We start from the raw sequence: 12118 nt of genomic DNA, 5'->3' as shown, positions 1-12118 counted from the left end.
AGCCACCTCCTCCCGTCCGCCGAGCGGACCTCGCCGTGCTTCTCAGTTCTACGGCACGGCACTGACAAATGAGACGCCCAACTCCGGTTCTGGCGCGTCGGTTTTGTGATGGTTTACAAGCCGACGGACGGAGCGGGCGCCGGACCACCGTAGGCCCGTCGGCACCGTCAGCCAATCTGGTTATCCACAGGCCATGTGGACGACGGCCCGGATGCTGTGGAGAACTCCGCAAAACCTGTGCACGACCCGGTGGACAGCCCTGTGAACAAGCTCCGCTCCATCGGCAAAAGCATGCCCTGACCTGCATCTTCGCCGTCCACCGGCTGTGCAGAAGAAAAACTTTCCCGGTCGGCTCAAGATCAGTTCGAACTGTACACACCGGCACGCACGTCCCGAACACGGGTAAGGGTCTAACATCGATTGCATCGCTTACCTGTGGACGATTAGATTGGTGCACATGACACAGGCGTCCGCGACCCCCAGGGCCACCCGGCGACAACACGACCGCGAGATCGTCGCACTCGCCGTTCCGGCCTTCGGCGCGCTCGTCGCCGAGCCCCTCTTCGTCATGGTCGACAGTGCGATCGTCGGCCACCTGGGCACCGCCCAACTCGCCGGTCTCGGCATCGCCTCGGCCCTGCTCACGACAGCCGTCAGCGTCTTCGTCTTCCTCGCCTACGCCACCACGGCCGCCGTCGCCCGGCGTGTAGGAGCGGGCGATCTCCAGGCCGCCATCCGCCAGGGTATGGACGGCATCTGGCTGGCGCTGCTGCTCGGTGCTGCCGTCATTGCCACCGTCCTGCCCACCGCGCCGTCGATCGTGGAGCTCTTCGGCGCTTCCGACACCGCTGCTCCCTACGCGACCACTTATCTGCGCATCTCGGCGCTCGGCATCCCGGCCATGCTGGTGGTGCTCGCTTCGACCGGGGTACTCCGAGGACTGCAGGACACCAAGACTCCCCTCTACGTCGCCATCGCCGGCTTCGTAGCCAACGCCGTCCTCAACGCAGGCCTCGTCTACGGCGCCGACCTCGGCATCGCGGGCTCCGCCTGGGGCACAGTCATCGCCCAGTGCGGCATGGCCGCCGCCTATCTCGTGGTCGTCGTCCGCGGAGCCCGCAGACACGGCGCCTCTCTGCGCCCCGACGCCGCAGGGATCAGGACCTCCGCCCAAGCCGGTGTCCCTCTGCTCGTCCGCACGCTTTCCCTGAGGGCGATCCTGATGATCGCAACAGCCGTCGCGGCTCGCCTCGGTGACGCCGACATCGCCGCCCATCAGATCATCCTGTCCCTGTGGAGCCTGCTCGCCTTCGCACTGGACGCCATCGCCATCGCCGGGCAGGCCATCATCGGGCGCTATCTGGGCGCCGGCGACACCGAAGGCGCGCGGCAGGCATGCCGTCGGATGGTGGAGTGGGGCATCGCGGTCGGAGTCCTTCTCGGTGGACTGGTCGTCCTCTCACGACCGCTGTTTCTTCCCCTGTTCACAAGTGACTCTGCGGTCAGTGACACTGCTCTGCCCGCACTGGTGATCGTGGCTCTCTCCCAGCCGATCTGCGGTGTCGTCTTCGTCCTGGACGGCGTACTGATGGGAGCGGGCGACGGTCCCTATCTCGCCTGGGCCATGGTGATCACCCTGGCCGTCTTCGCTCCCGTAGCGCTGCTCGTGCCGGCACTGAATGGCGGTCTCACCGCACTGTGGGCAGCGATGACGCTCATGATGGTGATCCGCATGCTGACGCTCTGGCTGCGCACCCGCTCAGGCCGCTGGCTCGTCACCGGCGCGACCCGCTGACCGTTTCACGTGAAACATCGCGGGCCGTCACGTTTCACGTGAAACACCACGCGTTCCACAACCGCTCGGGCATGCAAGAGGGGCCGTACCTCGTAGGTACGGCCCCTCTCACCAATACTCAGGACAACCGCAGCGGTCAGGCCGCGACGACCTCGATGTTGACCTTGGCGGCAACCTCGGGGTGCAGACGCACGGACGTCTCGTGGGAGCCCAGGGTCTTGATGGGCGAACCCAGCTCGATGCGGCGCTTGTCGACCTCGGGGCCACCGGAAGCCTTGATCGCGGAAGCGACGTCGGCAGGGGTGACAGAACCGAAGAGACGACCGGCGTCGCCGGAGCGGACGGCCAGGCGGACCTTGACGCCCTCGAGCTGGGCCTTCACCTGGTTGGCCTGCTCGATGGTCTGGATCTCGTGGATCTTGCGAGCACGACGAATCTGCTCGACGTCCTTCTCGCCGCCCTTGGTCCAGCGGATCGCAAAGTTCCGCGGGATCAGGTAGTTGCGAGCGTAACCGTCCTTGACGTCGACGACGTCGCCCGCGGCACCGAGGCCAGAGACCTCGTGGGTGAGGATGATCTTCATTAGTCGGTCACCCTTCCCTTATCGCGCGGTGGAGGTGTAGGGCAGCAGCGCCATCTCACGGCTGTTCTTGACAGCCGTGGCGACGTCACGCTGGTGCTGCGTGCAGTTGCCGGTCACGCGGCGGGCACGGATCTTGCCGCGGTCGGAAATGAACTTCCGCAGCATGTTCGTGTCCTTGTAGTCCACGTACGTGACCTTGTCCTTGCAGAAAGCGCAGACCTTCTTCTTAGGCTTGCGCACAGGCGGCTTCGCCATGGTGTTTCTCCTGTGTGATCAAGAAGTGTGGGTACGACCCACCCCTCGGCCCAGGGCCTAGAAGGGGGGCTCGTCCGAGTAGCCGCCGCCACCGCCGCCGCCGCCGGAGTTTCCACCCCAGCCACCGCCACCGCCGCCGGCCGGGCTGCCACCGGCGGGAGCGCCGGTCGCCCAGGGGTCATCGGCCGGAGCGCCGCCGCCCTGCTGACCGCCGCCGGGGCCACCGCCCCAGCCGCCGCCACCCTGGCCGCCACCGCCACCGCCACCGCCGCTGTAACCGCCCTGGCCACCACGTCCGGCACCGCCGGCAGTCTTGGTGACCTTGGCCGTGGCACTGCGCAGGCTGGCGCCGACTTCCTCGACGTCCAACTCGTAGACCGTGCGCTTGACGCCCTCACGGTCCTCGTAGGACCGCTGCTTCAGCCGGCCCTGCACGATGACGCGCATGCCTCGCTGGAGCGACTCGGCGACGTTCTCCGCCGCCTGACGCCAGACCGAGCAGGTCAGGAACAGGCTTTCGCCGTCCTTCCACTCGTTGGTCTGACGGTCGAAGGTGCGGGGGGTGGACGCGACACGGAACTTCGCGACCGCCGCACCGGAAGGGGTGAAGCGCAGCTCGGGGTCATCGACAAGATTGCCGACGACCGTGATGACGGTCTCGCCTGCCATGGGGAACCTCTCGGCGGGTTTGCTGCTCTGGCTGCTTGGTTGCTGCTACTCGAATCCCGGGATCAGCTGAGCGGAAGCTCAGTGGGTCTCGGGGCGGAGGACCTTGGTCCGGAGGACCGACTCGTTCAGATTCAGCTGGCGGTCGAGCTCCTTGACGACCGCAGGCTCGGCCTGCAGGTCGATGACCGAGTAGATGCCCTCGGGCTTCTTCTTGATCTCGTACGAGAGCCGACGACGGCCCCAGGTGTCGACCTTCTCGACCTTTCCGTTGCCCTCACGGACGACGGAGAGGAAGTTCTCGATCAGGGGGGCGACAGCGCGCTCCTCCAGATCGGGGTCGAGGATGACCATCACCTCGTAGTGACGCATGTGGAACCCACCTCCTTTGGACTCAACGGCCACGGTCGTTCCGTGGCAGGAGGGTTGTGATGCGTACGCAACGGTATCGGCCGCCACTGACAATCGGGACTTCCTCGCGGTAGTCCCGGTCGTGACATGGGCAGACACCGTGCAGACGGTACAGACTACCCGCACACCGGCTTCCAGTTGAAATCCGGCCCCTGAGGCGGTCACTCTGTACACATCGGGTGTGTATGGCGCTACCGTGCGCCGTCTTCCGCAGGAGGTGCCCTATGGCACAGGCAATGCGACCCAACACCGCCGGAGGCCTTTTCGCCACGGACGGCAAGCCCCACCCCCTCCAGGACACGCTGCTCGCGGTGACCCTGGTGCTGGGCATCACGGCTTTCGTCTCGGCGATGTTCCACAACCTGCACCTGCTCAGCTCCTGGACCGGTCTCGTGGGCATCCTCACCGGTGCCTACGGCCAGTGGATCTCGGAGACGACCCGGGAGCGCTTCGGACTGATCCTCGGTCTCGGCGCCGCAGCGGTCGGTTTCTTCCTCGGCATGGCGCACGGCGGCCTCTTCGGTGGAGTCATCAGCTGACGCCACGGGCACTGTCCGCTCGACACCACCCAAAGCACCACGGAACGCCGCGGCGGCCCATGAGCCGGGGCGCAGGTTCCGTGCGCCCAGTCAGGGCGCTCTCATGGCGCAGTAGGCTTCGGCGCGAGAGCCGGAGCCCCTGTACCCATGGGGACACACCAGCCCGAGGAGCGCCCCGAAATGAGCCTGACCCTGAGGACGATCAGTCGCGAGCAGCATCTGGCGTACATCCAGAGCCTGCCGTCGGCGAGCCACATGCAGGTTCCGGCCTGGGCAGACGTCAAGGCGGAGTGGCGATCAGAGAGCCTCGGCTGGTTCGACAAGACCGGCGAACTCGTCGGTGCGGGTCTCGTCCTCTACCGTCAGCTGCCCAAGATCAAGCGCTACCTCGCCTATCTGCCCGAAGGCCCGGTCATCAACTGGTTCGCGCCGAATCTGACCGAGTGGCTGGAACCGATGCTCGCGCACCTCAAGCACCAGGGTGCCTTCTCCGTGAAGATGGGCCCGCCGGTGATCATCCGGCGCTGGGAGGCCACCTCCATCAAGGCCGGCATCCAGAACCCGGACGTGAAGCGCCTGCGCGACATCGAGGCCGACTTCATCGAGCCGCGCGCCTTCGAGGTCGCCGACAAGCTGCGCCGCATGGGCTGGCAGCAGGGCGAGGACGGGGGAGCCGGTTTCGGGGACGTACAGCCGCGCTATGTCTACCAGGTGCCGCTCGCGAACCGCTCCCTGGAAGAGGTCCACAAGAACTTCAACCAGCTGTGGCGCCGCAACATCAAGAAGGCCGAGAAAGCCGGTGTCGAGGTCGTCCAGGGCGGCTACCAGGACCTCGAGGAATGGCAGCGGCTGTACGAGATCACGGCGGTGCGCGACCACTTCCGGCCCCGCCCGCTGTCGTACTTCCAGCGCATGTGGACGGCCCTCAACAGCGAGGACCCCAACCGGATGCGGCTGTACTTCGCCCGGCACGAGGGCGTGAACCTGTCGGCGGCGACGATGCTGATCGTCGGCGGACACGTCTGGTACTCCTACGGCGCCTCCGACAACATCGGCCGTGAGGTCCGGCCCTCGAACGCGATGCAGTGGCGGATGCTGCGTGACGCCTACGCGCTCGGCGCGACCGTCTACGACCTGCGGGGCATCTCCGACTCGCTGGACGAGACCGACCACCTCTTCGGTCTGATCCAGTTCAAGGTGGGCACGGGCGGCCAGGCCGCCGAGTACCTCGGCGAGTGGGACTTCCCGCTCAACAAGCTGCTCCACAAGGCCCTCGACATCTACATGTCGCGCCGCTGACGTCGCGCTCTTCGCTTCAATAGCTCGCATACCTCTGATACACCGCAGCCACCAGAAAGGTTCCGGGTCCGGCCATGGCGCTCACGCTCTACGTCGACACCGCGCGCTGGCGTGCGCACCACAAGCACGTGCAGGAGCGGTTCCCGGGGCTCGTCCCGGTCTGCAAGGGCAACGGTTACGGCTTTGGGCACGAGCGGCTGGCAGAGGAGGCCACGCGGCTGGGCTCGGACGTCCTCGCCGTCGGCACGACCTACGAGGCCGCTCGGATCAAGGACTGGTTCGGCGGTGACCTGCTGGTGCTGACGCCGTACCGACGGGGCGAGGAGCCTGTGCCCCTGCCCGACCGGGTGATCCGCTCGGTGTCGTCCATCGACGGGGTCTACGGCCTGGTGGGCGCCCGCGTGGTCATCGAGGTGATGTCCTCGATGAAGCGGCACGGCATCAGTGAGCAGGAACTGCCGCAGTTGCACGCCGCCATAGAGAACGTCCGCCTCGAGGGCTTCGCGATCCACCTGCCGCTGGACCGCACCGACGGCTCGGACGCCGTCGAGGAGGTCATCGGCTGGATGGACCGGCTGCGCGCGGCCCGGCTGCCGCTGCACACCATGTTCGTCAGCCACCTCAAGGCCGAGGACCTCGCCCGGCTGCAGCAGCAGTTCCCGCAGACCCGTTTCCGGGCCCGCATCGGGACCCGGCTGTGGCTCGGGGACCACGACTCCACCGAGTACCGCGGGGCCGTCCTGGACGTCACCCGCGTCTCCAAGGGGGACCGCTTCGGCTACCGGCAGCAGAAGGCGGCCTCCGACGGCTTCCTGGTCGTCGTGGCGGGCGGTACGTCGCACGGAGTGGGGCTGGAGGCCCCGAAGGCCCTGCACGGCGTCATGCCACGCGCCAAGGGGGTTGCCCGGGCCGGCCTGGCCACGGTCAACCGGAACCTTTCTCCGTTCGTCTGGGGCGGCAAGCAGCGTTGGTTCGCCGAGCCGCCGCACATGCAGGTCTCCATCCTGTTCGTGCCCTCGGACGCCCCGGAGCCGAAGGTCGGCGAGGAGCTGGTGGCCCATCTGCGGCACACCACCACCCAGTTCGACCGGATCGTCGATCGCTGATCGCTGATCGCTGATCGCTTCGAGAACTGGTCGCAAAAAGGCCGTACACGGGTTTCCGTGTACGGCCTTTCCCACGAGTGGCCCAACTGGCCTACGCCACACAGGGGCTGTTCGCTCAGAGCGAACGCTCGGTGCCTTCCCGGTCGCTGCCCCACTCCACCGGTCCGTCGAACTGGGCGGCGTGCCGCGGCCGATGAGCGGCGGCGCCGAGCACGAAGACGTCCTCAGCACCGTCGAGCACACCGCCCGAGGGATCGTCGTCACCGGCCCGCCGCACCACGTCCCGCTCCGGCATGAGGATGTCGCGCAGGACCATCGCGCAGAGGTACGCAGTGCCCATGAGATGCAGCCCGATGGCCCAGTGGTAGCCGTCGGTCGGCAGGCCCTTGTGGGCGTTGCCGCTGGTCGTGTACGCGAGGTACATCCAGATCCCCAGGAAGTACGCCACCTCGCACGCCTGCCAGATGAGGAAGTCGCGCCACTTCGGCCGGGCCAGCACGGCCAGCGGAACCATCCACAGGACGTACTGCGGCGAGTAGACCTTGTTGGTGAGGATGAACGCGGCGACGATCAGGAACGCCAGCTGGGCGAAACGGGGCCGGCGCGGGGCGGTCAGGGCCAGCGCGGCGATGCCCGCGCAGGACAGCAGCACCAGCAGCGTGGCGAACGTGTTGACGGTGTCGGTGCTCCACGGGTCGCTGGAGTTCTGGGCCAGGATCAGCCAGAAGGAGCCGAAATCCACGCCCCGCTCCTGGCTGAACGTGTAGAACTTCGACCAGCCGTCGAAGGCGAAGAACATCACCGGCAGGTTCACCACGAGCCAGGAGACGGCCGCCCCGCCCAGGGCCTTGCCGAAGTCCCGCCACTTGCCCGCCCGCCAGCACAGCACGAACAGCGGGCCGAGCAGGAAGACCGGGTAGAGCTTGGCGGCCGTGGCGAGCCCCAGGAGGACACCGAAGGCGAGCGAGCGGCCCCGCGCCCACATCAGCATCGCGGAGGCCGTCAGAGCGACCGCCAGGAGGTCCCAGTTGATGGTTGCGGTCAACGCGAAGGCGGGCGCCAGAGCGACCAGCAGACCGTCCCAGGGGCGGCGGGCGTGGGTACGGCTCACGCAGACGACGATGACGGCCGCGCAGACCATCAGCATCCCGGCGTTGACCATCCAGTACCACTGCTCCTGGTCCTGGATGCTGCCGCTTCCGGGCGTGAGCCAGGCGGCGACCTCCATGAACACACCGGTCAGCACCGGGTATTCGAGGTACTGCATGTCACCGGGGAGCTTGTCGAAGTACGGGACGAGTCCGTCGGCGAAGCCGCGTCCCTGATACAGGTGCGGGATGTCCGAGTAGCACGCGTGGGTGTACTGGGAGCTGGCACCGAAGAACCAGCCGCCGTTGTAGCAGGGCGCCTTCTGGACCAGGCCGAGCGCGAACACGCCGATGGCCACGAGCGCGATGACTCGGACGGGCGTCCACCAGGAGGTCCCCAGCAGGGCGCGCCGCCCGAGGGGGCCACCGATGAACTCGCTGCCGTTCCTGGAGACCTCGTCGTCCTTGGTCGGACGCACTGGGTCCGAGTCGTGCACGCTCGCTGGCGTCGATTCAGCACTGGGCATGCGGCCCATCCTGCCGTACGAGGCTAGGAGTACGCCGAGGGCCGCCGCACCTGGTGGGTGCGGCGGCCCATGTTTCACGTGAAACACCCTCGACGGGGCATTTGGCGACTAACCCCCTGCGCCGCCGAAGAGACCTCCATTGCCATTGCCGTTGGTATTGCCGCCGTTCCCGTCCGTCGATGTGGCCGTGGGTGTCGGGGTCACACCTCCGTCGGTGCCGCCGTTGTCCGTTCCGCCCGCGTCGCTGCACTGCCAGTCGAACCGACAGGTCTCCGTCGCCGTGGGCGTCGGTGACGTCAGCGTCTGGCTGGGCGTCGGGGTCGGTGTCGGAGTGGCCGACTCGGTCTCACTGGGCGTCGGAGTGGGCGTCGGGCTCGGCTCCTCGTTGACGATCACACCGATGGGCTCCGGTGTCGGGAAGGGGATCGCCTTCTGGCCCTTCAGCGCCTGCTCCATGTAGTCGTGCCAGATCTCGGACGGGAACGACGCACCGTGGATCTTCTCCTGGCCACCCGTGCCGTACATCTCCAGGAACGTGCGGTTCTTCTTGGTCTCGTCGTCGTCCAGCCGGAACATGGTGATCGCAGTGGACAGCTGCGGGGTGTACCCGACGAACCAGGCGGACTTGTTGCCGTCCGTCGTACCGGTCTTGCCCGCCACCTCGCGGCCGGTCAGCTGGGCATTGGTGCCGGTGCCCTTGTCGACCACGGTCTTGAGGACGTCGGTGACGTTGTCGGCGACCTTCTTCTCGAAAGCCTGCTCGGGCTTCACCTTGTGAATGAAGACGTCGCCGTCCTTGCTCGTGACCTTCTCGACGGAGTACGGCTCGTTCTGCTTGCCGCTGGCCGCGAAGGTCGCGTACGCCCCCGCCATGCGGATGGCGCTGGGGTCGGAGATGCCGATGGAGAAGGACGGGAAGCTCGTACCGGCCAGGCTGTCCTCCTTGAGACCCGCGTCCATGGCCGACTCCTTCACCTTGTCCAGACCGACGTCCATGCCGAGCTGCACGAAGGCGGAGTTCACCGACTCCCGCATCGCCTCACGAAGATCGATCTGGTACTTGGGCGGAGAGCCGTAGGACTGCTTGCCGTCGTTCTCCTGGTTCCACTCCTTGCCCTCCTCGTTCTTCCAGATCGAGCCGTCGTAGTTCCTGATCTTGAGGTCGTTCTTGCCGCTGAACAGGCTCTTCGCGTTGACGACCGTGCGCTCGTCCTGCGCCTGGCTCTCACCGAGGTCCGGATCGCGCACGCCCCACTTCATCGCGGCGGCGAGCACGAAGGTCTTGAACGTCGAACCGACCTGGGCACCGGTCGAGTCGCAGTTGTTGGTGAAGTGGGTGGTCGCGTCCTCGCCGCCATAGCAGGCCCGGATCGCCCCGGTGGCCGGTTCCACCGACGCCCCGCCGAACTGGACGTAGGTGTCCTTGTCCGGACGCTTCTTGGGGTCGATGTTCTCCTTGCGGACCTTCTTGACCGCTGCCTCGAGATCGCCGACCTTCTTCTTGTCGAAGGTCGTGTAGATCGAGTAGCCGCCCTGCTGAAGCTGGTCGGCGCTGATGATCTTGTTGTTGATCAGGTATGCCTTGGCGAGGTCGACCAGATAGCCGATCTGCCCCTTGAGCTGGGTGTTGGACCGGGGGTTCTGCCACTTGGGAAGCGTGGTGTACCTGGCCCGCTCCGTCGCACTGAGGTGGCCGTACTCGACCATCTTGTCGAGCGTGTCCTGCATCTGCCGCAGGGCCCGACGCTGGTTGGCCTGGGGCGTTGCATTGGCAGAATCGATGGAGGTCGCGCCCGCCGGGTCGTAGTACGTGGCGCCCTTGAGCATGGCGGAGAGGAAGGCGCACTCACCCGGGTTCAGCTTCTCGGCATTTTTGTTGAAGTAGGCCCGCGCGGCGGCCTGGATACCGTAGGCGTTGCGACCGTAGTAAGCGGAGTTCAGGTACCCCTCCATGATCTCGTTCTTGTTGACCGTGGCGCCCACCTTGATGGAGATGAAGATCTCCTTGAACTTGCGCGTGACGGTCTGGGACTGGTCGTTCAGGCGCGCGTTCTTGACGTACTGCTGGGTGATGGTGGAGCCACCCTGCGTGTTGCCGCCCCTGGCCATGTTGAACACGGCGCGGGCGATGCCCTTGGGGTCGATACCGCTGTCGGTGTAGAAGGTCTTGTTCTCCTGCGACACGACGGCGTACTGCATCGCCTTCGGGATCTGCGCGAGGTTGACGATCTGGCGGTTGGTCTCACCACCGGTGGAGACCATCTCGGTGTCGTCGGACCAGTAGTAGACGTTGTTCTGCGCCGTCGCGGTCTGGGCGACGTTCGGAATGCTCACGAGGGCATACCCGACGCCGGCGACCGCGACCAGGCTTCCGACGAAGCCGATGAACAGGCCTGTCACCAGCTTCCAGGACGGCACCCAGCGCGCTACCCCGTACTTGCCCGCACGCGGATAGTCGATGAACCGCTTCTTGCCGGGCTCGGAAGCACGTCCCCGACCGGCCGGCGCCCCGCGCCGGGCTCCGCGGCCAGGCTCCGCCCCTCTGCGGCGACCACCGCCACCCGTACTTCTCTGGCCCGCACGGCGGGCCTCGGCACGGCCGCCGTACTGACGTTCCTCGCCTCCCGGACCGTTGGGCGCCGACTCCTGGGAGCTCGTCCCATAGGAGTCGGCAAGAGACCCGGTGGCGCCTCGCGGAGCCGCGCGGCGGCCGGAGGACGAGCCGGACTGGCCGCGTCGGGCCGCGGCACGTCCGCCTCCCTGCGGCTGCGGCGGTTTGCGACGGTGCTCGCTCATCGAACGACTACTCCTCGGGCAGGCGCACCTTTGCGCGCCTGGAAACGGCGGCTGGTTTCCGGTCCCCCCGAAGTACGGATGTGGTCGGTTCCGCATTCATCCGTACCGCACCGGGACAGCGACGCCCCCCAGGCGTCACTCGGTTCCCGGTGATGTGCATGCCGCACAGACTACGCACCGTCAAAACCCGTCGAGCTCCGAACTTCACCGCAAATCCGGCAACTTGGTTCGGATGAAACCTTGATGTGATCCCGTTCACCGTCCCCCCACTTGTCGCTTCCGGAAGAGCGTTCTATCGTCTTGATGTATCGAGTCGATACATCGGTGCGAGATAGAGACGAGGAGGCGACGATGAGCCGGCGTTCCGGGATCCTCGAATTCGCCGTACTCGGCCTGCTCCGCGAGTCCCCGATGCACGGCTATGAGCTGCGCAAACGTCTCAACACGTCACTGGGCGTGTTCCGTGCGTTCAGTTACGGCACGCTCTACCCCTGCCTCAAGACGCTGGTCGCCAACGGCTGGTTGATCGAGGAACCGGGGCACACCACCGAGGACGCCCTCGCCGCACCACTCGCAGGGCGTCGCGCCAAGATCGTCTACCGGTTGACGGCGGAAGGTAAGGAGCACTTCGAGGAACTGCTCTCGCAGACGGGTCCCGACGCATACGAGGACGAGCACTTCGCCGCTCGTTTCGCCTTCTTCGGGCAGACCTCGCGCGACGTCCGCATGCGAGTCCTCGAAGGCCGCCGCAGCCGGCTGGAGGAGCGCCTGGAGAAGATGAGTGCCTCGCTGGCACGCACCCGGGAGCGCCTCGACGACTACACGCTTGAGCTCCAGCGCCACGGGATGGAGTCCGTGGAGCGCGAAGTGCGCTGGCTGAACGAGCTCATCGAGAGCGAGCGGGCCGGCCGGGACCTGAAGGGTCCCGGCCATGGAGAACCCACTCGCGACACCACAGAGGGAGCGCCGGGCGTCCTGCCCCGGCCCGGGGACACCCCCGGGCCGGATACGCCCGGCGACACCGCCACGTGAGGTCCCTGCCAGGGCCTCACT

General features: G+C 66.8%; 11 protein-coding genes. 5 read left to right on the top strand and 6 right to left on the bottom strand.

Features of this window, described 5'->3' with window-relative positions:
- Positions 1 to 457 precede the first annotated feature (457 nt).
- Entirely contained in the window at positions 458 to 1795 is a 1338-nt protein-coding gene (locus H293_RS0119410; RefSeq protein ID WP_020119516.1) for an MATE family efflux transporter, read from the top strand.
- 136 nt (positions 1796 to 1931) lie between these two features.
- Here the strand turns inward: H293_RS0119410 and rplI are convergent, their stop codons facing one another.
- From rplI to rpsF, 4 genes are all read right to left on the bottom strand, one after another.
- A complete protein-coding gene (rplI, locus tag H293_RS0119405) occupies positions 1932 to 2378 on the bottom strand; it encodes a 50S ribosomal protein L9 (protein WP_007383256.1) in 447 nt (148 codons plus the stop codon).
- Positions 2379 to 2396: 18 nt separating this feature from the next.
- The gene (gene rpsR, locus H293_RS0119400) at positions 2397 to 2633 is read right to left on the bottom strand and encodes a 30S ribosomal protein S18 (RefSeq protein WP_003949403.1); all 237 of its coding nucleotides are present in this window, start codon (positions 2631 to 2633) and stop codon (positions 2397 to 2399) included.
- A 57-nt stretch (positions 2634 to 2690) separates the two neighbouring features.
- Positions 2691 to 3302 carry a single-stranded DNA-binding protein gene (locus H293_RS0119395; protein ID WP_020119515.1) on the bottom strand — a complete coding sequence of 204 codons (612 nt, stop codon included), beginning with the start codon at positions 3300 to 3302 and terminating at the stop codon, positions 2691 to 2693.
- A gap of 78 nt (positions 3303 to 3380) precedes the next feature.
- The gene (gene rpsF / locus H293_RS0119390) at positions 3381 to 3671 is read right to left on the bottom strand and encodes a 30S ribosomal protein S6 (RefSeq protein WP_007383258.1); all 291 of its coding nucleotides are present in this window, start codon (positions 3669 to 3671) and stop codon (positions 3381 to 3383) included.
- Between the two features lie 263 nt (positions 3672 to 3934).
- On the opposite strand from rpsF, the gene H293_RS0119385 reads away from it, so the two are divergent.
- The 3 genes from H293_RS0119385 to H293_RS0119375 all read left to right on the top strand — a co-directional run bounded on the left by H293_RS0119385 (position 3935) and on the right by H293_RS0119375 (position 6654).
- Complete coding sequence (locus tag H293_RS0119385) at positions 3935 to 4249, top strand: hypothetical protein (RefSeq protein ID WP_007383259.1); 315 nt, start codon at positions 3935 to 3937, stop codon at positions 4247 to 4249.
- 180 nt (positions 4250 to 4429) lie between these two features.
- Positions 4430 to 5548 carry a peptidoglycan bridge formation glycyltransferase FemX gene (gene femX / locus H293_RS0119380; protein ID WP_020119513.1) on the top strand — a complete coding sequence of 373 codons (1119 nt, stop codon included), beginning with the start codon at positions 4430 to 4432 and terminating at the stop codon, positions 5546 to 5548.
- A gap of 74 nt (positions 5549 to 5622) precedes the next feature.
- Complete coding sequence (locus tag H293_RS0119375; RefSeq protein WP_020119512.1) at positions 5623 to 6654, top strand: alanine racemase; 1032 nt, start codon at positions 5623 to 5625, stop codon at positions 6652 to 6654.
- A gap of 115 nt (positions 6655 to 6769) precedes the next feature.
- On the opposite strand, the gene H293_RS0119370 is transcribed toward H293_RS0119375, so the two are convergent.
- Both H293_RS0119370 and H293_RS0119365 read right to left on the bottom strand, forming a co-directional pair.
- The gene (locus H293_RS0119370) at positions 6770 to 8269 is read right to left on the bottom strand and encodes a glycosyltransferase family 87 protein (protein WP_028808002.1); all 1500 of its coding nucleotides are present in this window, start codon (positions 8267 to 8269) and stop codon (positions 6770 to 6772) included.
- 108 nt (positions 8270 to 8377) lie between these two features.
- Positions 8378 to 11065, bottom strand: a complete 2688-nt coding sequence (locus H293_RS0119365) for a transglycosylase domain-containing protein (RefSeq protein ID WP_078612615.1) — start codon at positions 11063 to 11065, stop codon at positions 8378 to 8380.
- A 351-nt stretch (positions 11066 to 11416) separates the two neighbouring features.
- Between H293_RS0119365 and H293_RS0119360 the strand changes: the two genes are divergently transcribed.
- Positions 11417 to 12097: a PadR family transcriptional regulator gene (locus H293_RS0119360; protein ID WP_020119509.1), complete on the top strand. Its 681-nt coding sequence runs from the start codon at positions 11417 to 11419 to the stop codon at positions 12095 to 12097.
- Positions 12098 to 12118: the final 21 nt, after the last annotated feature.

The organism is Streptomyces canus 299MFChir4.1, assembly GCF_000383615.1.
Lineage (GTDB): Bacteria > Actinomycetota > Actinomycetes > Streptomycetales > Streptomycetaceae > Streptomyces > Streptomyces canus_C.
This window is presented reverse-complemented; position numbering and strand designations above follow the sequence as displayed.